We start from the raw sequence: 23,014 nt of genomic DNA on the forward strand, positions 1-23,014 counted from the left end.
CTAGGGTGATCCCGGTGAACACCACGCCCGACATGGACACCCGCGTACTCGACCACCCCCTCGCGTCCGCGCTGCTGACCCAGATGCGCGACCAGTCGACGGACAACCCCGCGTTCCGATCCGCACTGCGCCAGTTGACGCAGATGCTGGTCTACGAGGCGCTGCGCGACGCGCCCGTGGTCGAGTTCGACGTCACGACGCCGGTCGCGGTGACCACCGGGACGCGCCTGAAGTCGCCGCCGCTGCTGGTGCCGGTGTTGCGCGCGGGCCTGGGCATGGTGGAGAAGGCCAGTTCGCTGATTCCGCAGTCGCGGATGGGCTTTGTCGGCATCGCGCGCGACGAGAAGACACATCAGCCGGTGCCGTACATGGAATCGCTGCCCGACGACCTGGCCGGTTACCCGGTGTACGTCCTCGACCCGATGCTCGCCACGGGCGGGTCGATGGTCCACACCATCGAGCTGCTGGTGCAGCGCGGCGCGGACGACGTCACGTGCATCTGCGTCGTGGCCGCCCCCGAGGGAGTGCAGGCACTCGCGTCGTCGGGACTGCCCGTGCGCCTCGTCGCCGCGAGCATCGACGAGGGGCTGAACGAGAACGCATACATCGTGCCGGGCCTCGGTGACGCCGGGGACCGCCAGTTCGGTCCCCGCTAGAGCGAGCGGGCGAAGTCGGCCAGGGACTCGAGCGTGTCGGCCGCGCGAGTCCTGGCCGGAGCCAGATCCTCCGCCGTCGCCACCGGCTCGACCACTTCGAGGTAGGCCTTCAGCTTCGGTTCGGTTCCCGACGGCCGAACGATGACGCGGAACCGTTCGCTGGTCAGTTCCACTGCATCGGTGCGGAGTTCGGCGTCGGGTGTGTTCAGGTCGCGTACGGCCACCGTCGCACCCGCCAACGTCGTCGGTGGGGCGGAACGCAGGCGCGTCATCATGTCGCCGATCTCCGAGAGGTCGGTGACGCGCCGCGACACCTGGGTGCCCACGCGCGCTCCGAACTCGCGGTCGAGATCGTCGAGGACGTCGAGGATCGTGCGTCCTTCCTCGGCCAGCTCGGCCGCGATGTGTGCGAGCAGCACGGCCGCCGAGATGCCGTCCTTGTCTCGCACCGCGTCCGGGTCGACGCAGTGTCCGATCGCTTCCTCGTAGGCGTACACCAGGTCGTCGCCGGCGCGCACGAGCCACTTGAAGCCGGTGAGCGTGCGCCGGTAGCGGGCACCGCGGGCCGGCGCGAGCGCCGAGAGCAGGCTCGACGACACGATGGTGCTGGCCACGAGTGATCCCGGCGGCGCCGACCGCAGGATGTGGTCTGCGATCACCGCTCCCGTCTCGTCGCCGGTGAGCAAGCGGACACCGTTCGGTCCGCGCACGCCGATCGCGCACCGGTCCGCGTCCGGGTCCAGAGCGATGGCCAGTGCCGCGTCGACCTCGGCGGCGAGCGCCAGCACCTGGTCCGCCGCGCCCGGCTCCTCGGGGTTGGGAAAGGTGACGGTGGGAAAGTCCGGGTCGGCGTCGAACTGCGACGTCACGATGTGGACGTCGGTGACACCGCTGCGGCGCAACGCCTCCACGGCCACGGGCCCGCCGACCCCGTGCATCGGAGTGAGTGCCACACGGAGGGTGGAGTGCGACGGCCGCTCGGGAACGCGCTGTGCCACCCGGTCGAGGTACTGCTCGATCACGGGGTCCGCGGTGGGCGTGACGGCGGTGCGTGCGATCGAGGACGCACCCGGCGCCTGCCGGATGAACTCCTCGATCTCCCGGTCGGCGGGCGACACCAACTGGGCGCCGCCGTCGAGGTAGACCTTGTAGCCGTTGTCTGCCGCGGGATTGTGCGAAGCGGTGATCTGAATGCCGGCGACGGCGCCGCGTGACCTCGTGGCGAACGCGAGCACCGGGGTCGGCGCCGGGTCCGGGAGCAGGGTGACGCGGAAGCCCGCCGCGGCCAGGACCTCGGCCGCGGCGACGGCGAACTCCGCGGAGCCGTGCCGGGCGTCCCGGCCCACCACCACCTCGGAGCCTGTCGCGTGACGACGCGAGAGATACTGCGCCACACCGTGTGTGGCCCTCGTGACGACGGCGACGTTCATGCCACTGGGCCCGGCCTGCACGGGTCCGCGGAGACCCGCGGTGCCGAACGTGAGCGCACCGGCGAACCGCGAGGCCAGATCACTCGCGTCGAGATCGCGCAGTTCCGCCTGCGTCGCGGGGTCCGGATCGTCCTCGATCCACTGCCGGACGACGGCGTCGAGTTCTGTCACAGTTGCGGGACCAGCCGTCGCAGCAGAGTTCCCATCCGCTCGGCCGAGGCGGCGCCGGCGGCGATCACCTCGTCGCCGTCCAGATGCTCTCCGGTCATCCCGGCCGCGAGGTTGGTCACCAGCGAGATACCGAGGACACGGGCACCCGCACCCCGAGCCGCGATGGTCTCGTGCACCGTGGACATGCCGACGAGGTCGGCGCCCAGCGTGCGGAGCATGCGGATCTCGGCGGGCGTCTCGTAGTGCGGGCCGGGCAGTCCGGCGTAGACGCCGTCGGTCAGGCTCGGGTCGATTCCTCGGGCCACCTCGCGCAGGTCGGCCGAGTACGCGTCGACCAGATCGACGAACTGGGCGCCGATCAGCGGTGACCGCGCCGTCAGGTTGAGGTGGTCGGAGATCAGCACGGGATCGCCTACAGCCATGCCCTCACGGATGCCGCCCGCCGCGTTGGTCAGGACGATGGTGCGAGCGCCGGCGGCGGCCGCCGTGCGGACGGGATGGACCACGCGGCCGAGATGATGTCCCTCGTACGCGTGGGTGCGCCCGAGCAGGATCAGGACCTGTGTGCCCTCGACGTCCACGGACCACATGGCGTTGGAGTGGCCCAGCGCCTTGGGCGCGGCGAAGCCGGGCAGCGAGGACATGGGAACGATGTGCTGGGGTGTGCCGAACTGCTCCGCGGCCTTCTGCCACCCGGATCCGAGGACCACTGCCACGGGATGCTCGGCGATGCCGGTGATCCGGGCCAGGGCGGCGGCGGCCGCCTCCGCGGCTCCGGTGGGATCGGTCTCGGGATCGGCGAGTGCGTTCTCCGAGTCGGCCGGTACGGGGGGAGTGCTCACATGTCCGACCCTATCGCCGCGGGCGGGTGTTCGCTGCGGCAGGCGAGACGGCGGAGTGTCAGGTGTGGGCTCGGTAGAGACGCCAGAACCACACAGACGCGGCCGAGGCGATCACGGCGCCCGATCCGAACGCGCCGACGAACAACAGCATCGCGGAGAGGACCGCGAGCAGCACGATCACACCGAGCTGGAGGATCGCCGCGAGAGCCATGACTGCACGGTCCTCCGGAAATCGGTCCCGCGCAACCGAGCGTCGCCGGCGTCGATCGGGGTCTGGTTACCGACGAGTACCATCCGTCCATGCCTTCACTCGATCGCCACGGAGACGTCTTCGTCCTCAGCCTCGCCCACGCCGACGGCGTCAATCCGGAGAACCGCTTCCACCCGGAGTGGATCGAGCAGGTGCACACGCTCCTCGACGAGGCCGAGGCGTCGGAGGGTCCGGCCGCGTTGGTGACCGTCGGCGGCGGCAAGTTCTACTCGAACGGCCTGGACACCGACTACCTGTTCAGCCACGCGGACTCCATTCCGGAGTACCTCGACCTGGTGCACACCGTCTACACCCGGCTGCTGCGCTTCCCGATGGCCACGGTCGCCGCCGTACAGGGCCATGCCTTCGGCGCCGGCGCGATGCTCGCCCTGTGCCACGACACGTCCGTCATGCGCGCGGACCGGGGCTTCTTCTGCCTTCCCGAGGTGAACCTCGGCATGCCGTTCACCGAGGGCATGTCGACGCTGCTGGCCGAGCGACTGCCGAGTCGGACGATGATCGACGCGATGACCACCGGCCGTCGCTACGGCGGCGCGGACGCCCTCGAGTTCGGCATCGTGCAGGCCGTCGCCGGCGAGGACGAGCTGCTGTCCACCGCGGTGGCGCAGGCGGCCGAACGGGTGTCCACCCGCGGCGCCAACCTCACGTCCATCAAGGACAGCATCCACGTGCGCACCCTCGCCGCGCTGTCCGTCCCCACGGCGGAGAGCACCTTCTCACTGGGGCAGTGACACACTGAGTCCCGTGTCCTCGACCCTCGATTCCGTTCTCGACGCCGCGACCGGCGATCTCGTCGCCCTGTCGCACGCCGTGCACGCGCGTCCGGAGCTGGCCTTCGAGGAGCACTTCGCGTCGGCGGCGACGGCCGATCTGCTCGCAGGTGGCGGATTCGAGGTGCGGCGGGGTGTCGCGGGCCTGCCGACGGCGTTCGACGCGACCTACGGTTCGGGCGAGCTGGTGGTCGCCGTGTGCGCCGAGTACGACGCACTGCCGGAGATCGGCCACGCCTGTGGACACAACATCATCGCGGCGTCGGCGGTCGGTGCGGGGCTGGCCCTCGCGTCGGTCGCCGACGAGCTGGGGCTGACCGTCCGGGTGCTCGGCACCCCGGCCGAGGAGTCCGGCGGCGGCAAGGTTCTCATGCTCGACGCCGGGGTGTTCGACGACGTCTCGCTGGCGATGATGGTGCATCCCGGTCCGTTCGACATCGCCGCCGCGCGCTCCCTCGCGTTGTCGGACATCGCCGTTCGATACGCAGGGCGTGAAGCGCACGCCTCCGCGGCGCCCGAGTGGGGCATCAACGCGGGCGACGCCGTCACCGTCGCGCAGGTCGGTGTCGGCCTGTTGCGCCAGCATCTGCGCCCGGGTCAGCAGATCCACGGCATCGTCGGTCACGCCGGCACCGCCCCGAACATCGTCCCCGGATCGGCGGAGATGTTCTACTACCTGCGCGCGGACACTGCGGAGGCACTCGCCGATCTCGATCGCCGCGCGCGGGGATGCTTCGAGGCCGGAGCGGTGGCCACCGGGTGCACCCACGAGATCGTCACCGTGTCCCCGACCTACACCGAACTCACTCCCGATCCTTGGCTGGTGGCCGAATACCGTCGTGTCGCAAGCACTCTCGGTCGCGCACTGGTTCCCGAGGAGTTCGAGACCTCGCGCCCGTTCGGCAGCACGGACATGGGCAACGTCACCGCGCGGATCCCGGGCATCCATCCGGTGATCGGTCTCGATTCCGGCGGCGCGGTCACTCACCAGCCAGGTTTCACCACGGCGTGCATCACCGAGTCGGCCGACCGCGCCGTCGTCGACGGGGCCCGCGCCCTCGCTCGGGTGGCCGTCGCGGCGGCCACCGACCCACAGCAACGCTCTCGACTCGTCGAGGGCACACACGAGAGGACGGTACGACGATGAATCCGGCCGACGCCTGGATCGCAGCACACGGGGCGGATCTCGTGACGTGGCGTCGACGGATCCACATGCACCCCGAGCTGGCCAGGCAGGAATTCGAGACGACCAAGTTCGTCGCCGAGACCCTCACCGCCGCGGGACTGTCCCCGGTGGTGCTTCCCAGTGGCAGCGGCGTCATCTGCGACATCGGCCCCGCCGGTCCGCGCGTCGCTCTCCGGGCCGACATGGACGCGCTGCCCCTGACGGAGTTCACCGGCGCCGAGTACTCGTCGACGGTCCCGGGTGTGTCCCATGCGTGCGGACACGACGCCCACACGACGGTTCTGCTGGCGACCGGGCTGGCGCTGGCCTCACTCGACTCGCTGCCGCACGGCGTCCGGCTGATCTTCCAGCCCGCCGAGGAAGTCATGCCCGGGGGCGCTCTCGACATGGTGGCCGCGGGCGCGCTGGAGAGCGTGTCGCAGATCTACGCGCTGCACTGCGATCCCCGTCTCGAGGTCGGACGCGTCGGCATCCGCGTGGGCGCGATCACCTCCGCGGCGGACACCGTGGAACTGCGGTTGGACTCGGCCGGCGGACACACCTCCCGTCCGCACCTGACGTCCGACCTGGTGTACGCGCTGGGCACGGTCATCACCGGTCTGCCGGGACTGCTGAGCCGCCGCGTCGACCCGCGTACCAGCACCGTCATGGTGTGGGGCGCCGTCGTCGCAGGTCAGGCTCCGAACGCCATCCCGCAGAAGGGGATGCTCACGGGCACGGTCCGGACGGGCGACCACGAGACGTGGGCACTGCTCGAGCCGCTGGTGCAGGAGATCGTCGCCGGCGTGCTCGCGCCCACCGGCGTGAAGTACGAGGTGCACTACCGCCGCGGCGTGCCGCCGGTGGTCAACGACGAACACGCCACCCGGCGCTTCGAGGCGGCCATCCGCTCGCTGGGCCCGGATGCCCTGGCCGACACCGCACAGTCCGGCGGCGGCGAGGATTTCTCGTGGTACCTGGAGCACGTGCCGGGCGCGATGGCGCGTCTCGGCGTGTGGTCGGGCGTCGGACCCCAGCTCGACATCCATCAGCCGACGTTCGACCTGGACGAGCGTGCGCTGGCCGTCGGTGTCCGCACGATGACGGCACTGGCGCTGGGACTGGGAGACGACCCCGTCGCCTGAGAATCAGAGCTGCCCGAGAATCAGAGCTGCCCGAGGATCAGAGCGACGAGGTCCCGGGGCCGACGTTGCGGCTGTTGCGGGTGCGCAGGTCGCGCACGTAGTCGGCCGGGGCGCCGGCGATCTCCGCAGCCTCGGCCATGACGCCGAGATAGCGCGCCGAGGGCAGCCCACCCTCGTAGGCGTCGAGCACGTAGAGCCACGCCAGGACGGGTTCGTCGTCCGTCTCGACGCGGAGGCGGATCTTGCGGTGGATGCCGAGCTCGGAACCCTCCCACCGGTCGAGGCTCTCCTCGTCCTCCGGTGAGACGTCGTAGAGCACGACGAACACCTTCGAGTCGGGGTCCTCCACGACGGTCGCGAGCGCGCCCTCCCAGCCGATGTCGCCGCCGCCGAAGGTCAGACGCCACCCCGGCAACCACCCGGTTCCGGCCGCAGGGGAGTGGGGGCACCGCTCGAGCATCTGCTCGGGGTGCATGTTGGAGCCGTAAGCGGCATAGATCGGCACGGCGGTCAGCCTAAACCGTCGTACCCGATTCGCGCGGATCGAGGTGCCCACCGATATGGGCTCGGCCTGACGTGCAGCCGCGGCACCCCGTGGAATAGGTTTGATGCTGTGAGCAACCCTCACTCGCCAGGACTCTCCCGAAAACCCGCAACGGAGGACGAATGACCCGCATCGTGATCATCGGAGGCGGACCGGCCGGATACGAGGCCGCTCTGGTCGCCTCCCAGCACGGCGGGACGGTGACGCTCATCGACTCCGACGGAGTGGGCGGCGCCTGCGTCCTCTGGGACTGTGTTCCGTCCAAGACCTTCATCGCCTCGACCGGCATCCGCACCGACATGCGTCGCGCGTCCGACCTCGGTATCGAGCTCGACCCGACCTCGGCCACCATCGACCTGCCGCAGATCCACAACCGCGTGAAATCCCTTGCGCAGGCTCAATCCTCCGATATCCGCGCCCGTCTGCAGACGGTCGGCGTGACCGTGCTGTCGGGAACGGCGAAGGTGGTGGACACGCAGCCCGGCCTGGCCGCCCACCAGGTGGAGGCCACCCTGGCGGACGGGTCGACGCAGGAGATCGACGCCGAGGTCGTGCTCATCGCGACCGGTGCGAGCCCGCGCATCCTGCCCGGTGCCGAGCCCGACGGTGAGCGCATTCTGACCTGGCGTCAGCTCTACGACCTCGACTCCCTGCCCACCCACCTCATCGTGGTCGGGTCCGGCGTGACCGGAGCCGAGTTCGTCTCCGCGTACACCGAGATGGGCGTCAAGGTCACCGTCGTGTCCAGTCGCGACCGCGTCCTTCCCGGTGAGGACGCCGACGCGGCACTCGTGCTCGAGGACGTCCTGTCCGAGCGTGGTGTCACGTTGATCAAGAACGCACGCGCGGACTCGGTGACCCGCACCGCCGACGGCATAGTCGTGACGATGTCCGACGGCAAGACCGTCGAGGGTTCGCATGCGCTGATGACGGTCGGCTCCGTCCCGAACACGCAGAACCTCGGCCTCGAGAGCGTCGGCATCGAGCTCGACCGCGGCGGTTACCTTCGCGTGGACCGGGTCTCGCGTACCCGCGTGCCCGGCATCTACGCGGCGGGCGACTGCACGGGCCTGCTGCCACTGGCCTCCGTCGCCGCCATGCAGGGCCGCATCGCGATGTACCACGCGCTGGGCGAGGGCGTCAGCCCCATCAAGCTCAAGACGGTCGCCTCCGCCGTGTTCACGCGACCCGAGATCGCCACGGTGGGTGTCGGCCAGTCCGCCATCGACAACGGGGACGTCCCAGCGCGCACGGTCATGCTGCCGCTGAACACGAACCCCCGCGCCAAGATGTCCGGCCTGCGTCGCGGCTTCGTCAAGATCTTCTGCCGTCCCGCGACGGGTGTGGTCATCGGCGGAGTGGTCGTCGCTCCCACCGCGTCCGAGCTGATTCTCCCCATCGCCATCGCTGTGCAGAACAACCTGACGGTGAACGATCTCGCCGCCACCTTCTCGGTCTACCCGTCTCTCACCGGATCGATCACCGAGGCGGCGCGTCAGCTCATGCGCCACGACGATCTGGACTGACACCCTCGCTCGACCGTGATCCCACACTGTGAGACAGTGGTTCCACTGTGTGAGTCACCGCGCTACGCTTCGAGAACGGTGCCCCACCCGCGGCACCGTTCTCGTCACGACCGACTCCGAGCCCACCCCGGTGAGCGCGCCGCGACGCCTCGTGTCCCACGATGCTCGGAGAATCCATGTCGTCCTCTGTTCTGCCACCCCTGTCCGTCCGCGCCTCGGCGATCACCGGATCGGCGATTCGTGACCTGCTCACGCTGACCGCGCGGCCTGACATTCTGTCCCTCGCGGGCGGTCTGCCCTCGTCGGACGTCATGCCGCACAGCACCATTCGTGACGTCACGCATCGGATACTGAGTGGCTCCACCGCCGCCCTGCAGTACGCGGAGACCACGGGGGTGCGGCGGCTCCGAGACGTCATCGCGGCGCGGGAGTCGGCGCTCGTTCGGGACGAGGTGCCGTCCACCTCGGTGGTGGTGACGCACGGCTCCCAGCAGGCGCTCAGCCTGCTCGCGTCCGTGCTGGTCGATCCCGGCGACGTCGTCGTGGTCGATCGACCGGTGTATCCCGGTGCGCTGCAAGCGTTCCAGGCCGTCGGTGCCCGCATCGAGTCGGTCCCGGTCGATGCGGACGGCACCGACACCGATGCCCTCGCGCGGCTGCTCGAGTCAGGAGTGCGCCCTCGCGCCGTGCACACCGTCAGCAACTTCCACAATCCTCGCGGGGGAGTGCTGTCGGTCGGGCGTCGCCGCGCCCTCGTCGACCTCGCGGAACGGTACGGCTTCTGGGTCGTCGACGACGATCCCTACGGCGACGTGTGGTTCGACGCACCCCCGCCGGGCCCCATCGCGTCCGATCGGGTGATCCGTCTGGGCTCGGCGTCCAAGATCCTCGCACCGTCGTTGCGCGTCGGGTGGCTCACCGCGGCCCGACCGGTGTGCGACGCCGTGGAGCGGATCAAGCAGAGCGCCGATCTGTGCGGGTCGTCGTTGACGCAGCTGGTCGCGGCGGACCTGATCGCCGACGAGCCGTGGTTGCGACAACACCTGGACGACGTGCGTGCGGTCTACTCGGCACGGGCGGAGGTGTTGGTCGGAGCACTGCGGAGCGAACTCGGTTCGGCGATCGAGGTCGATGCGGCCCGTGGCGGGATGTTCCTGTGGGTGCAGTTCACCGACGGCACGGACACGTCGGCGCTGCTGCCGGCAGCGCTGGACCGCGGCGTCGCGTACGTTCCCGGTCGCGCCTTCGATCCGGCCGGTGGCGACGAACTCGGTACCGCGTTGCGCGTCTGCTTCGCGACGTCGACCGACGACGAGCTGCGGGAGGCCGTGCGACGTCTCGCCACTGCGCACGTCGCGCGGTAGTCGCCTCCGGTTTTCCGACTCCCGCCGGACCTGGCATCGTGTCGGCATGCGGTCCGTCGACGGCGTCCAGCCACCGAGTGTTCGGCACGGAACCGCCCAACTCCGCACCCGCCTGCTGCGCCAGTATCTGCTGGTGACCACCTGCCTCTATGCGGTGGGGGTGACCGTCTCGCTGCTGCCGCACGGCGACCGGGTGACGTCACCGGTGGCGGGCGGCGTGGTGGCTGTCGTCCTCGGCGTGGCAGCGCTGCTCGTCCTGGCGGTCCGACCGCGCGGACGCACCGCTCTCGGCATCGCGGTGGGCGCCGCCCTGATCGCGACGCCCGCCGTCATGGCCTTTCACGTCCTCGCCGCGTCGCAGTTCATGTGCCTCATCGCGGTGATGTTCCTGGCCATGTACATCCGGGCCTTCCATGGACGGACGGTGGCACTCGTTCTCGTGGTCGTGCTGGTGGTGGCCGTGTGTGGTGCCGCGGCGGCATCCCCCGCGACGCTGTATCCCATCAGCTACCTGGTCTTCGTGGTCGCGATCGTCGGAGCGGCCGAGGCGTTCGGATCGGTGACCAGGGCGCTCATCGACGCGTCCCACACGGATCCGCTCACCGGTGTGCGGAACCGGGCGGGGTGGGAGATGGCCGTCAGCGAGGTGACGACGTCGTCGATCACCGTCGTCGCGCTGGACGTCGACGGCTTCAAAGCCATCAACGACACGTCCGGTCATCCCGCGGGCGACCGATTGTTGATCTCACTTGCTCGCTCCTGGTCCGATCTGGCACCACCGGGGACGGTGATCGCGAGACTGGGCGGCGACGAGTTCGCGGCACTCGTGCACGGAGCGTCTCCGACCGTGAGCCGTGCCTTCGTCGACGCGACCGCCGCTGCCTTCCCCCACGTCAGCGTCGGGTGCGCGTCGTCCGCGTTCCCCGGCGAGCCGGCGTCGGACGTTCTCGCACGCGCCGACGCCGACCTCTACCAGGTGAAGCGGAGGAAAGCCGGCGTCGACGAGCAGGCGTGAGTGGGTCAGTCCTTCGGATCGAGCGCGGAGGGCTTGTGCACCGCGTCCTTGCCGGACTTGTCACTCTCCACTCGGTACTGCGGGTCGTCCTTCGACGCCTTGACCGTGCGCCCACCGGCTTCGGTCTCGGAGGTGATCTTCTCGACCACCTCGCCTTCGGTCGTGGTGCCGTGCGTCCTCCACTCGACCTTGTCGCCCTTGCTGAACTCGTCCTTCGACACGTGCCGGTTCCTTCCGTCTGCCGATTCCTCTTGTCCGGTGTGGGGCTCATACCCGAGAAGTGCTGTCGGCACACACGACCGTCCGGTGGTCGATAGTGCAACTTGCATGGTGCAAAGTACACAGTCGGCGTAGGGTCTCGAACCGATCGGTCTCCAGCCCATGTTCGTGGGACGGGGACTCGGCACGTCGAACGGGGAAGACGAGATGGCCGCGAGAATTGCTGCGACGATACTGACGCTGGCCTTGGTGGCAGCGGGATGCAGCTCGGAGGAGGCGTCGCCGGAGCCACTCGCGGACAGCCCGCCGACCGTCCCTGCCGCCCAGATCGACCGCGCGGACGTCGACGCGGCCGTCGGCGATCTCGACGGGTACGTCGAGGCGATGATGGCGCGGACCGGGACGCCGGGAGTCGCGGCTGCCGTCGTGTACCAGGACGAGGTGCTGTACTCGCGGGGTTTCGGAGTCCGGAAGGTCGGCACCGACGAGCCCGTCGACACCCACACCCGGTTCCAGCTCGCGTCGGTGTCCAAGCCGGTCGCGTCGAGCGTCATCGCTGCCTCGGTCGGAGACGGAGCGGTCGACTGGGCCGATCCTGTCCGACGGTACGAGCCGGAGTTCGCGGTGGCGGATCCGTATGTGAGCGAGCACGCGACGTTCGTCGATCTGCTCTCGCACCGATCGGGTCTGCCCGATCACGCCGGTGACGTGCTCGAGGACTTCGGCTACGACTACGACGACATCATGGGCCGCCTCGACCAGCTCCCGCTGGCGTCGTTCCGGGACAGCTACGCGTACACGAACTTCGGGTTCACCGCCGCCGGCAACGCCGCGGCCAAGGCGCAGGGCACCGACTGGCCCGAGCTGTCTCGTCGTCGCATCTACGAGCCCCTCGGCATGGCCGACACCTCGTCACGATTCGAGGACTGGGCGAACTCGCCCAACCATGCGGTGAACCACGTGCTCGCCGAGGGTTCGACCACCGAGTGGGAAGCGAAGTACGTCCGCGAGCCCGACAACCAGTCACCTGCCGGCGGAGCGAGTTCGTCCGTCGACGACATGACGAAGTGGATCCGCATGGAACTCGGCGGGGGAGAGTTCGAGGGACGTCGCATCGTCGACGCGGACGCACTGCAGTACACGCACACCTCGCACTCCCTGTCGGGCGCGTCCGGGACGGAGGGCGCGCGAGACTCGTTCTACGGGTTGGGGTTCAACGTGGGCACGGACGACAAGGGGCGCGTCGAGCTGTCGCATTCCGGAGCGTTCGCCCTCGGGGCGAGCACCACGGTGTTCATGTTGCCGAGTGAACAGCTGGGCATCGTCGTCCTGTCCAACTCGGCACCGGTCGGGGGCTCGGAAACTGTTGCCGCGCAGTTCATGGACCAGGTGAGGAACGGTCGGCAGACCGTCGATTGGGCACCGTTGATCGCCGGGATCTTCGACGGGATCGCAGAGGAGGAGGCGTCGCCGATCGACTACGCGACGCCGCCGGCCTCGGTGACCCCTGCTCGTCCCGCGACCGAGTACGTCGGAACGTTCGACAGCCCGTTCCACGGACCGGCTCGGGTCTCGGCGGACGGTGATCGGCTCACGCTCACCGTCGGAAAAGACGGCCGGCTGACGTACCCCCTGACCCACTACGACGGTGACACCTACTGGTTCGAGACGTCCGGCGAGAACGCGGTCGGACCGACAGGAGTCACGTTCGAGATCGTGAACGGTGCTCCCGCCTCGTTCGCGGTCGAATACCTCGACAAGCAGGGACTCGGAAGGTTCACACGCTCATGACTGTTCGCACTGTCTCCCGTTCCGTCGGTATCGCGACGGCCTCTGCCTTGATCTTCGTCGCGGGTTGCTCGTCCGGCAGCGGTGAGGCGCCGGCACCGGTCACGTCGTCAGCGACCGAATCGGCTCTCCTGCCACTCGATCCCGCAGCTCTCGACGCGATGGTCGAGGACGTCGCCACGACGTCGCGGGAGATCGGCATGGTCGTGCTGATCACCACGCCGGACGGTGAGTACGTCAAGACCTGGGGGTCGGTGGCGGCCGATCGGTCGGAGGCCCCGACGCTCGACACCAAGGTGCGGATCGGGTCGAACACGAAGACGTGGACGGGCACGGTCATCCTGCAGATGGTCCAGGAGGGGTTGCTGTCCGTCGACGATCCGGTGAGCACGTTCCGACCCGATGTGCCGAACGGCGATGCCATCACGATCGGGCAATTGCTCGACATGCGCAGTGGGCTCTACAGCTACACCCAGACCGTGGAGCTCAACGAGGCACTCGACACCGATCCCGGCCGGGTGTGGACCGCCGAGGAGCTTGTCGCACTGGGGCTGAGCAACCCGCCGAACTTCCCACCGGGAGAGGGCTACAGCTACTCCAACACCAACACGGTGCTGCTCGGACTGATCGCCGAGAAGCTCGACGGCAAGCCCATCGCTCAGATCTTCCAGGACAGGCTCTTCGGTCCGCTGGCGCTGGCGGGGACGTCGTATCCCGCCACCACCGATACGAGCATCCCGGCGCCGTTCACCCGCGGGTACAGCTACAGCGGCAACGTCGAGACGCTCGGGGAGGGCAAGGAAGCGCTGTCCCCGGACCGGATCGCTGCGATCGACGCCGGCTCGGTCCAGCCGAGGGACACCACGAACGACAACCCGTCGTGGACGAGTTCGGCCGGTCAGGGCATCTCGACGGCGAACGATCTGGCCACGTGGGTCCGGGCGCTGGTCAAGGGCGACCTGCTCGACGCGGACACCCAGACGTTGCGGATGGACAGTGTGCAGCCGACCGACCCCGACAACCCGTCCTCTGCCGGGTACGGCTACGGGCTCGCGCAGATGGGACCGATGTTCGGCCACATCGGCGAGATGCCCGGGTACAACTCCTTCATGGGGTACGACCCGGACAACGACATGACCATGGTGGTCTGGGCGAACATGGCGCCCGGGACGGACGGGAGTGCGCCGGCGGCGGCGCTGGCCCTCTCCGTGGCGAAGGCTCTCTACCCGCAGGATTCCGCCGAGGACACAGCGGACGACATCGACGAGGTGGCGGAGGACACCGGCAAGTAGGCTCGCTGCCGGGGGAGAAATCCAGAGGTGGAACCGGTGGCTCAGGGCGACCTCACCACGACGTCCTACGTCGTGCTCGGCATGTTGGTGTCGCGGGACCTCACCGCGTACGACATCTCGGAACTGTTCAGTCGTGGTGTGGGCGAACTGTGGCCTCGGGCGGGACGGCAGCACTACAACGCGCCGAAGAAGTTGCTCGAGCGCGGTCTCGTGTCAGCGAGGGCCGATGCCGTGGGCGCGCGTCCCCGCACCGTCTACTCGATCACCGACGAGGGGCGCGCAGCCCTGACGGCATGGTTGGCGGAGAAGTCTCGCCCGTCGGCCCTCGAGTTCGAGGGCATGATGCGGGTGCTGTTCGCCGAGCAGGGTTCCATCGAGGATCTGCGCGGCAACCTACGGACGATGCGGGAGCAGGCCGACGCCACCCGCCGACTCTTCGGGCGGCACGCCGTCACGCTCCGAGACACCACCGTCGCGACGTTTCCCGAACGTCAGCACCTGATGGCACTCGCCAATCGCTTCATGGTCGGACACTTCTCGCACATCGTCGAATGGAGCGACTGGGCGCTGGCAGAGATCGAGGACTGGCCGGACACCACGACTCCGGCCACCTCGCACCGGGATCGGACCGAGACGATGCTCGACGCCTCGGCGCGACTGGGTGCACCGGAGGTGCACGAGGAGTCGTGACCCAACAGTCGGTTCACGGAGCGGGTTGGCACCTCGGGCACCAGTAGATCTGCCGTTCCTCGAGAGGGTTGTCCCCGAGAAGCCCGTCGCGGATGCGTGTTCCGCAGCGACGACACGGCTTGTTCTCCCGGCCGTAGACCCAGAAGTGCCGGCCCGCACGGAGATCTCCGGTGAAGGTGCGCGCGTTGCGGTTCTTGTTGGCCGTGATCGTGCGGTGCGACAGATCGATCATCTTCGCCAGGTTCCCCGCCGCGGAGACCGGCGTGTGCGGGTCCACGCCGCGGAGGAACAGGATCTCGTTGCGGTAGACGTTCCCGAGTCCGGCGATGACGCGCTGGTCGAGCAGAGCGAGGCCGATGGGTCGATCGGGCTCCGCTTCCAGCTTTCCGAGAGCGACGGCCGGATCCCACAGGGGCCCCAGCAGATCCGGCCCGAGATACCCGACCGCCTCCTCGACGGTATCCAGTATCTCGACGACACCGAGTTCGAACCCGACCGCGACTCGGTCACTCGTTCCCAGCACGATGCGCGCTTGGTAGGCGGGCCGTCGCCACGGTGTGTCCGGCTGGTAGACGTGCCACGCACCTTCCATCTTCAGATGGGAGTGGATGACCTTGCCGCCGACCTCGATGACGAGATGCTTCCCCGCCGACAGAACCGATTCCACTGTCTCGCCGGTGAAGTCGACCGTGGCGTAGCGCGGCACGCGGACATCACACGTGGTGAGAACCTTGCCGTCGAGTGCATCGCGCAGACTGTTGGCCGTGCGCCAGACGGTGTCGCCTTCGGGCATGGATCAGGCCCTGATCCGGAGGCCACGCGGCGTCGCCGAGAAGCCCGCCTCGGTGAGGATCGTCGCGAAGACGGAGCCGTGGATGTCGCTCCCGTCGGTGCGTTCGATCACCAGCTTGTCGACGGACCTGGTGGTCACCAACGACACGAGAGCCGACGCCGCGGTGACCAGCACGTCGCGCTCCTCGGTGAAGGTGAGCACCGTCTTGCCGCCGCGCTCGACGTACAGCACGAGTTCGCCGTCCACCATGACGACGAGGGCACCGGCCTTGCGTCCGGGGCGGTGCCCGGATGCCGCGTCCACAGGACTCTTGGGCCAGGGCAGTGCGGCGCCGTACGGGTTGGCGGGATCGGTCGCGGCAAGTGCGACGGCTCCGACAGGACGTTCCGACTCGCTGCGCAGTCGGTCGACGACGTCCGAGGTGGAGAACTGGGCGCCGCCGAGCGAGTCGACGAAATAGCCGCGACGGGCCCGGCCGCTGTCCTCGAAGCCGGTGAGCACCTTGTAGACACCGCCGAAGCCGCCGGGGACGCCCTCGTTCATGACGGACCCTCGGGTGACGACGCCGTAGCGCTCGAGCAGGATGTCCGAGGTGGCATGTGCCCGGATGGTGGGGTCCGACTCGGCCTCCGGAAGCAGGGCCCACCGGCCACCCGCGGAGGGTGGGCCCGTGCGCGTCGGTAATGAGGGCCGCGCGAACCGCTGGTAGGACCGCGCCCGCGGCGAGCGTCGCGCGGGGCGGTGGCTCGGCGCGGAACGGGTGGTGCCGTGCAGCAGCGCTCGCAGCGGGGCGAACGTGTCGTTGGTGAGGTGCCCGGTCCACACCAGATCCCACAGTGCCGCAACCAGAGTCGGGTCGTCGGCCGGGGCGCCGGACTCGGTCTGGTGCAGCTGCCCGACGGTGTCGGACAGCTGTCGGAAGAAGTACGCGCCGCCGCCCGAGAGCACCTGCAGCACGGTCTGCTGCAAGTCCGTCAGCTCGTCGTCCTTGGCAGGCGGCAGCGTCACCGGGGCGGCGTCCGCAGGGTGCAGACAGATCCATCCGTCCTTGGACGAGATCGCGCCCTGGCCGGACCACACCACTTCGCCGGTGGCGGTGAGCTCGTCGAGCATCGCGGGGGAGTAGTCGCGGACACGCTGCGGCAGGATCAGCGACTCCCAGGCCGAGGCAGGAGCCGGGACACCTGCGAGCTGGTCGATGACCGTCGCCACACCGTCGAGTCCGCGCAGGGTGCCGCCGACGTGCTGCCAGCGCGGCAGGAAGCGGCCGAGGACACCGGTGGACACGGGTTCGACGTCCTGGCGTGCTGCGGCGAGCGAACGCCGGCGGAGCCTGCGCAGCACCTCGGCATCACACCACTCGCTGCCGGAACCGCCGGGCCGGAATTCACCTTCCACCACCCGCTTCTGGGCGACGAGGCGCAGCAGCACGTCACGGGCGACCGCCGACCCGATGCCGAAGCGGCCGGCGACGTCCGCGACGGAGAACGGACCGTGGGTGCGGGCGTAGCGGCTCACGAGGTCCCCGAGCGGATCCTCGACCGGCTCGATGAACGCCGCCGGGGTGCCGATGGGCAACGGGACACCCAGCGCGTCACGCAGTCTGCTGGCGTCCTCGATGGCGACCCACCACTGCGACCCGGCGAACGAGACCTCGAGGGCGCGGCGTGACGCGGTGAGCTCGCCGGCCCACTGCGCTGCGGAGCCGGGCGACTCGATGCGTGCCTCGATCTCCGCCGTCGTGAGCGGGCCGAGCAGGCGCAGCAGATCGGCCACGCCCTCCGCGTCACGGGCCTTGCGGTCGTCGACCAGGCGCTGCAGTTCGAGCTCGGTGTCGGTGACGACGTCGCCGTCGAGCAGATCGCGCAGCTCGACGCGTCCGAGCAGCTCCGCCAGCAACGAGGCGTCGAGAGAAAGCGCAGCAGCACGACGCTCGGCGAGCGGGGAATCGCCCTCGTACATGAACTGCCCGACGTAGCTGAACAGCAACGAGGTGGCGAAGGGTGACGGGGAGTCGGTCTCGACGTCGACGATGCGGATCTGGCGGCGCGCGATACGCACGCAGAGGTCCTCGAGTGCGGGCAGGTCGTACACGTCCTGGAGGCACTCGCGCACCGTCTCGAGCAGGATGGGGAACGTCGGATACTTCTTGGCGACGTCGAGGAGCTGCGCGGCACGTTGACGCTGCTGCCAGAGCGGTGCTCGCTTGCCCGGATTGCGGCGGGGCAGAAGCAGTGCGCGCGCGGCACATTCACGGAACCGCGACGCGAACAGGGCGGAGCCACCGACCTGCTCGGTGACGATGTCGGTGATCTCGTCCTTCTCGAAGACGAACAGGTCCGGGCCCGGCGGCTCGTCGTCGGTGTCCGGGAGCCGCACGATGATGCCGTCGTCCGATGCCGTCGGTTGGGAGTCGATGCCGTACCGCTCGATGAGGCGCGCGCCGATGGCCAGGGCCCACGGTGCGTGCACCTGCTGGCCGTACGGGGAGTGAAGAACCAGACGCCAGTCGCCCAGCTCGTCGCGGAACCGTTCGACGACCAATGTGCGATCGGTGGGCATGTGGCCCGTCGCAGTGCGCTGCTCGGTGAGCAGTGCGGACAGGTTGTTCACCGCGTTGACGTCGAGCCCGCTCTCCTGCAGCCGGCCGCGCAGCGCGTCGTCGTCCGACGACTCGCGCAGGAACGCGCCCAGTGCCTCCCCGAGTTCGGCCGGACGTCCGAGGCCGTCACCGTGCCAGAACGGAAGCCGGCCCGGTTGACCGTAGGCAGGGCTGACAAGCACACGGTCGTGCGTGATCTCCTCGATGCGCCAACTGGTGGCACCGAGGGCGAAGACGTCTCCGACGCGGGATTCGTAGACCATCTCCTCGTCGAGTTCACCGACGCGGCTGGCCTTCTCGCCGACCATGAAGACGCCGAAGAGTCCGCGGTCGGGAATGGCGCCGCCGGAGGTGACCGCCAGACGCTGGGCGCCGGGGCGACCGGTCAGCGACCCACCGTCGCGGTCCCACACCAAACGTGGTCGCAGCTCGGCGAACTCGTCCGACGGGTACTTTCCCGACAGCAGGTCCAGCGTGGACTCGTAGGCGGACCGCGGCAGCGACCCGAAATTGCCGGTGCGCCTGACCATGTCGAACCACTCGTCGGCGTCGATGGGTTCGAGGGCGCACGCCGCCACGGTGTGCTGGGCCAGGATGTCGAGGGGATTGGCCGGCACCTTCAGAGCCTCGATGTGCCCGTCTGTCATTCGCTGCACGGTGACAGCGCAGTGGATCAGGTCGGTGCGGTGCTTCGGGAACAGCACGCCGCGGGAGATCTCGCCGACCTGGTGGCCGGCGCGACCGACACGCTGCAGACCACTGGCCACGGACGGCGGCGCCTCGACCTGCACCACCAGATCGACTGCGCCCATGTCGATACCGAGTTCGAGGCTGCTGGTGGCCACGACGCAGCGGAGGCGGCCGGACTTGAGATCGTCCTCGATGAGCGCGCGCTGATCCTTGCTCACGCTGCCGTGGTGTGCGCGGGCCAGCAGCGGCTCGGCACCGTGGACGACGTCACCGGAGGCGCCGATCTGCGAGGGCGGTGCGTGGTCGACGGGTGCACCGTCACCGAGGCGTTCGGCGTAGATCTCGTTGAGGCGCGCGGTGAGTCGCTCCGAGAGCCGTCGAGAATTGGCGAAGACGATGGACGACCGGTGCTCCAGGACGAGGTCGACGATCTGCGCCTCGACATGCGGCCAGATGGACCCCTGCTGCGGAGCGGCGGAGGCCGACCCCTCCTGCGGCTCGGTGGTGCCGAGTTCCGTCATGTCCTCCACCGGAACGCGCACCGAGAGGTCGAACGTCTTCGGCGACGGCGGGCACACGATGCTGATGGGTGCGGACCCGGTGAGGAAGCGTCCCACCTCCTCGTGCGGACGGACGGTGGCGGACAGACCGATGCGCTGAGCGGGCTTGTCCAACCTCGCGTCGAGACGCTCCAGCGACAGCGCCAGGTGCGCGCCGCGCTTGGTGCCGGCGACGGCATGCACCTCGTCGACGATGACGGTGTCGACGCGCTCGAGTGACTCTCGCGCTGCAGACGTCAGCATCAGGAATAACGACTCGGGTGTCGTGATGAGGATGTCCGGCGGCGTCTTGAGCATCAGACGACGATCGGCGGGGCTGGTGTCGCCGGAGCGCACACCGACCGAGATCTCCGGTGGCGCGACGCCCTGCAGCTTGGCAGTCTGGGTGATGCCGACCAGGGGAGCGCGGAGGTTGCGCTCGACGTCCACCGCGAGCGCCTTCAGCGGAGAGACGTACAGCACGCGGGTGCCGGGTGCCGTGTCCTCGGGATCACGGCTGACCAGCTTGTCCAGCGCCCACAGGAACGCGGACAGGGTCTTGCCGGAGCCGGTCGGGGCGACGACGAGGGTGTGCGCGCCGCTCGAGATGGAGTCCCACGCACCGAGCTGAGCGGCGGTGGGCGCGGGGAAGGCGCCGTCGAACCACGCCCGCGTCGGAGCCGTGAATCGCGCGAGCACGTCCTCCGGTGCCGGAGTGGGAGGGTTCTTCACCTCTCCATAGTGCACGGACCCCCCGACACGGTCGCCGGATGCGCGTCCCCACCCCCCGCGAGTACGTCGATGAGGTCGCTGAGAAGGCCGGGATCACAACACTCTGGACGTACTCGCGAGGTGTGGCGGCGCGACGATCAGTCGTGCAGGCGTTCCTCGCCGCGATTGCGGAAGAACTTGAACCCCGGGATGCCGATGACGGCCTTGCGCACGTCCTTGGTCACCTCGAGCAATTCGTGGATCTCGGGGGAGACCGTGTCGAGCGTCGCGAGGATCGGCATGATGCCCTCCATCCGCTGCACCAGCTCCGGCAGCTGGTCCACGAGCTTCACCGCCGCCTCCACCTCGGCCTCGGAGAAGTTGTCCACGAAGGTGCGGCCCAGCGGGATCGCGCGCGCGGTGATGGGTTCGAGCTCGGAGATCATCGCCAGCGCCTTGGACGAGGCGGACTCCGCTCCGACGATGACGCCCTGCGCGTCCTCGGTGGTGGCCGAGACCTTGCCGATGACCGTCTGGGCCTGGTCGGTGATGCGCTCGATCGCGGCGATGACCTCGTCGACACGAACGAACAGGTCGTCGATCCGCCGGGGCAGCTGAGCGACGAACGCGACGGTGTCGAGCGACCAGAGAACGGTCCCGCGGGCGAGTCCGAGCATGTTGCCGAGTGACGGTACGGGCAGCCGGACGGTACGCACCGACAGATCGTTGTCGGGTGCTCGGTGTCGATCCACGTCGGCCATGAGCACAGTCTGCACGGTGACGCCCCTCACGCGGCGGTATGCGAGCGCACCGCACCCGTAATGTCGAGAACATGACTGCTTTCGTGACCGGGGCCAGCGGCTACATCGGTTCTCGCCTCGTCGACGCGCTCGTGTCGGCCGACGAGAGCGTCGTCGTGGGCTCGCGCACGCCGGAGAGGCTGACCGCCTTCGACTGGCACGACGACGTGCGGGCGGTGCGACTCGATGTGACCGACGCCGACTCGTGCGCCGAGGCGCTGTCCGCGGAGGACATCGACGTCGCGTACTACCTGGTGCACGCCATCGGGGAATCCGGCTACCGGGCCACCGACCTCGCGTCCGCCCGGCACTTCGCCGAGGCGGCACGCGCCGCGGGTGTCCGCCGCATCGTCTACCTCGGTGGCTTCGTCCCCGAGGGCGAGAAGCTGTCCGAGCACCTCGCGAGCCGCGCCGAGGTGGGCGAGGCGCTCACCATCGACGGCATCGAGGTGGTGTGGCTGCGCGCCGCCATCGTCATCGGCGCCGGATCGACGTCCTTCGAGATGATCCGGTACCTTGCCGACCGGCTGCCTGTGCTGCCGCTCCCGAGCTGGTTGAGCAAGCCGGTGCAGCCGATCGCCGTCGACGACGTCGTGCACTATCTCCTCGCGTGCGCGTCACCCGACGTGCCCGCCGACGCGTACGACATCGCGGGCCCCGAGATCCTTCCGTACAAGGACCTCGTCTTCGCCTACGTCCGCGCCGCCGAGCTGCATCGTCTGGGTGTGCCCACCCCGGGCATCCCGACCAAGCTCGCGGCTCTCGTGATCGGCCGACTGATCCCGGTTCCGGGACTGCTCGCCGACGACCTGGTGCAGTCTCTCGTGAACTCGATGACCGCCTCGGAGAACCGCATCTCGGAGTTCGTCCCCGAGCCTGAGGGCGGTCTCACCGACGTCGACGACGCCATGCGCCGAAGCCTGCTCGGCGCGAGCGCCACCCGCGGCCTGGCCACGACGCCCGACTCGCTGCGCCTGGTGTCCTCGGACGCGGAGTGGACCGGCGGCGACGTCCGCAGCATTCGCCGCCGCGGCGCCGATCTGCTGAGCGAGGACGGGTGGAAGCTCGCCGAGGCACTCGGCATCGGCGCGGTGCTCTACTCGTGGCCCGTCGCTCCGGTCGTCCGGACCAATCTGGACGTGGTTGCCGCGGTCTCGTCCCGGGTACGGTCTCTTCTGAAGTTCTAGTCGGTCTCTCGTTCACAGACCGCAAGTTCCGACACGACCGACAGGTTCGACGAGCCGGAGGAGTACTTCATGGTGTCCTGGCAGATGAGGGCCGAATCCATCGTGCGCAACGCGCTGGTGGACAAGGTCGACCGCGACCATCACGAGACCGATCGCGCCTTCCTACGGCGGCGCATCATCGTGGCGGTCGTGCTCGTCGTGGGCGCGACGCTGCTGGGAGTGTCGCTGTCGACCGAGCCCGGCGACCCCATGTTCTACACGCTGACCATCGCGCTGGCATTGGTGTGGATCGTCGGCGGGTTCCTGTCCGGGCCACTGCACCTCGGTCGCATCAACTTCCGCGGGACCCTGCGGCGACCGATCATCACGCCGATCGCGATCGGTCTGGCCGCAGGTGGCGTGTTCATCCTCGGCGCACTCGTCGTGCGGGAGATCCCGCCGCTGCGGGACTTCACGGCCAACGTCCTCGATCACGCGCGCGTCGGACCGCTCGCGCTCATCGTCTTCATCACGTTGTTCAACGGGGTCGCCGAGGAGATCTTCTTCCGCGGCGCTCTGTTCTCGGCCATCGGCGTGAAGCGGCCGGTCGTCATCTCGACGATCGTCTACACCATCGCCACTCTGGCCACGGGCAACCCGATGCTCGGCTTCGCCGCCATCACCCTCGGTTTCGTGCTGGGACTCGAACGCCGGGCGTCCGGCGGCATTCTCGCGCCGATCCTGACGCACGTCGCGTGGTCGACGGTCATGGTCTTCGCCATGCCACCACTGTTCGCCTGACGCTCCCCGATCGGGACGTGGCAG

Annotated in this window: 20 protein-coding genes; 12 read left to right on the top strand and 8 right to left on the bottom strand. The window is 69.1% G+C overall.

Translation table 11 applies throughout. The annotated features are described in order from the left end of the window. Positions 1-32: 32 nt before the first annotated feature. Positions 33-656, top strand: a complete 624-nt coding sequence (gene upp, locus OG947_RS20480; RefSeq protein WP_027503708.1) for a uracil phosphoribosyltransferase — start codon at positions 33-35, stop codon at positions 654-656. On the opposite strand, the gene OG947_RS20485 is transcribed toward upp, so the two are convergent. The 3 genes from OG947_RS20485 to OG947_RS20495 are packed head-to-tail and all read right to left on the bottom strand — an operon-like array spanning position 653 to position 3,310. After that, positions 653-2,257: a phospho-sugar mutase gene (locus tag OG947_RS20485; RefSeq protein ID WP_328812748.1), complete on the bottom strand. Its 1,605-nt coding sequence runs from the start codon at positions 2,255-2,257 to the stop codon at positions 653-655. The two genes, upp and OG947_RS20485, sit on opposite strands and share 4 nt — an antisense overlap. Next, positions 2,254-3,099, bottom strand: coding sequence for a purine-nucleoside phosphorylase (locus OG947_RS20490; protein WP_328812749.1), 846 nt, complete (start codon positions 3,097-3,099; stop codon positions 2,254-2,256). The genes OG947_RS20485 and OG947_RS20490 overlap by 4 nt, the downstream gene beginning before the upstream one ends. Positions 3,100-3,157: 58 nt before the next feature. Further along, positions 3,158-3,310, bottom strand: a complete 153-nt coding sequence (locus OG947_RS20495) for a hypothetical protein (protein ID WP_328812750.1) — start codon at positions 3,308-3,310, stop codon at positions 3,158-3,160. An 89-nt stretch (positions 3,311-3,399) separates the two neighbouring features. Between OG947_RS20495 and OG947_RS20500 the strand changes: the two genes are divergently transcribed. From OG947_RS20500 to OG947_RS20510, 3 genes are read left to right on the top strand one after another with little or no spacing between them, the layout of a single operon-like run. After that, positions 3,400-4,101 carry an enoyl-CoA hydratase/isomerase family protein gene (locus tag OG947_RS20500; protein ID WP_222627188.1) on the top strand — a complete coding sequence of 234 codons (702 nt, stop codon included), beginning with the start codon at positions 3,400-3,402 and terminating at the stop codon, positions 4,099-4,101. A 13-nt stretch (positions 4,102-4,114) separates the two neighbouring features. Further along, complete coding sequence (locus tag OG947_RS20505) at positions 4,115-5,287, top strand: M20 family metallopeptidase (protein ID WP_222627186.1); 1,173 nt, start codon at positions 4,115-4,117, stop codon at positions 5,285-5,287. Beyond that, positions 5,284-6,450, top strand: a complete 1,167-nt coding sequence (locus tag OG947_RS20510; protein WP_027503703.1) for a M20 family metallopeptidase — start codon at positions 5,284-5,286, stop codon at positions 6,448-6,450. The genes OG947_RS20505 and OG947_RS20510 overlap by 4 nt, the downstream gene beginning before the upstream one ends. A 37-nt stretch (positions 6,451-6,487) precedes the next feature. On the opposite strand, the gene OG947_RS20515 is transcribed toward OG947_RS20510, so the two are convergent. After that, positions 6,488-6,955, bottom strand: coding sequence for a gamma-glutamylcyclotransferase (locus OG947_RS20515; protein WP_027503702.1), 468 nt, complete (start codon positions 6,953-6,955; stop codon positions 6,488-6,490). Between the two features lie 161 nt (positions 6,956-7,116). Here OG947_RS20515 and OG947_RS20520 point away from each other — a divergent pair, with 161 nt between their 5' ends. The 3 genes from OG947_RS20520 (at position 7,117) to OG947_RS20530 (ending at position 10,899) form a co-directional block, all read left to right on the top strand. Beyond that, complete coding sequence (locus tag OG947_RS20520) at positions 7,117-8,520, top strand: NAD(P)H-quinone dehydrogenase (RefSeq protein ID WP_027503701.1); 1,404 nt, start codon at positions 7,117-7,119, stop codon at positions 8,518-8,520. A 176-nt stretch (positions 8,521-8,696) separates the two neighbouring features. After that, on the top strand, positions 8,697-9,884 hold the full coding sequence (locus tag OG947_RS20525; protein WP_328812753.1) for an aminotransferase-like domain-containing protein: 1,188 nt from the start codon (positions 8,697-8,699) through the stop codon (positions 9,882-9,884). 46 nt (positions 9,885-9,930) lie between these two features. Then, positions 9,931-10,899, top strand: a complete 969-nt coding sequence (locus tag OG947_RS20530) for a GGDEF domain-containing protein (RefSeq protein ID WP_328812754.1) — start codon at positions 9,931-9,933, stop codon at positions 10,897-10,899. 5 nt (positions 10,900-10,904) lie between these two features. On the opposite strand, the gene OG947_RS20535 is transcribed toward OG947_RS20530, so the two are convergent. Further along, complete coding sequence (locus tag OG947_RS20535; protein ID WP_328812756.1) at positions 10,905-11,120, bottom strand: DUF2945 domain-containing protein; 216 nt, start codon at positions 11,118-11,120, stop codon at positions 10,905-10,907. Positions 11,121-11,325: 205 nt separating this feature from the next. Between OG947_RS20535 and OG947_RS20540 the strand changes: the two genes are divergently transcribed. From OG947_RS20540 to OG947_RS20550, 3 genes are read left to right on the top strand one after another with little or no spacing between them, the layout of a single operon-like run. After that, a complete protein-coding gene (locus tag OG947_RS20540; RefSeq protein WP_328812757.1) occupies positions 11,326-12,909 on the top strand; it encodes a serine hydrolase in 1,584 nt (527 codons plus the stop codon). Continuing rightward, the gene (locus tag OG947_RS20545) at positions 12,906-14,198 is read left to right on the top strand and encodes a serine hydrolase domain-containing protein (protein WP_328812758.1); all 1,293 of its coding nucleotides are present in this window, start codon (positions 12,906-12,908) and stop codon (positions 14,196-14,198) included. Before OG947_RS20540 ends, OG947_RS20545 begins: the two co-directional genes overlap by 4 nt. 36 nt (positions 14,199-14,234) lie before the next feature. Then, complete coding sequence (locus OG947_RS20550) at positions 14,235-14,888, top strand: PadR family transcriptional regulator (protein ID WP_328812759.1); 654 nt, start codon at positions 14,235-14,237, stop codon at positions 14,886-14,888. A 13-nt stretch (positions 14,889-14,901) separates the two neighbouring features. Here the strand turns inward: OG947_RS20550 and OG947_RS20555 are convergent, their stop codons facing one another. The 3 genes from OG947_RS20555 to OG947_RS20565 form a co-directional block, all read right to left on the bottom strand. After that, positions 14,902-15,681, bottom strand: coding sequence for a DNA-formamidopyrimidine glycosylase family protein (locus OG947_RS20555; protein WP_328812760.1), 780 nt, complete (start codon positions 15,679-15,681; stop codon positions 14,902-14,904). Positions 15,682-15,684: 3 nt separating this feature from the next. Then, positions 15,685-20,244, bottom strand: a complete 4,560-nt coding sequence (locus OG947_RS20560; RefSeq protein ID WP_328812761.1) for an ATP-dependent helicase — start codon at positions 20,242-20,244, stop codon at positions 15,685-15,687. 137 nt (positions 20,245-20,381) lie between these two features. Next, entirely contained in the window at positions 20,382-20,984 is a 603-nt protein-coding gene (locus OG947_RS20565; protein ID WP_082544656.1) for a hypothetical protein, read from the bottom strand. A 71-nt stretch (positions 20,985-21,055) separates the two neighbouring features. On the opposite strand from OG947_RS20565, the gene OG947_RS20570 reads away from it, so the two are divergent. Next, positions 21,056-22,210 (top strand): NAD(P)H-binding protein, encoded by a 1,155-nt coding sequence (locus OG947_RS20570; protein WP_328812762.1) that lies wholly within the window; start codon positions 21,056-21,058, stop codon positions 22,208-22,210. Positions 22,211-22,279: 69 nt separating this feature from the next. Continuing rightward, positions 22,280-22,990 carry a CPBP family intramembrane glutamic endopeptidase gene (locus tag OG947_RS20575; protein ID WP_056447710.1) on the top strand — a complete coding sequence of 237 codons (711 nt, stop codon included), beginning with the start codon at positions 22,280-22,282 and terminating at the stop codon, positions 22,988-22,990. Positions 22,991-23,014: the final 24 nt, after the last annotated feature.

It is taken from the genome of Rhodococcus sp. NBC_00297 (genome assembly GCF_036173065.1).
GTDB lineage: Bacteria > Actinomycetota > Actinomycetes > Mycobacteriales > Mycobacteriaceae > Rhodococcoides.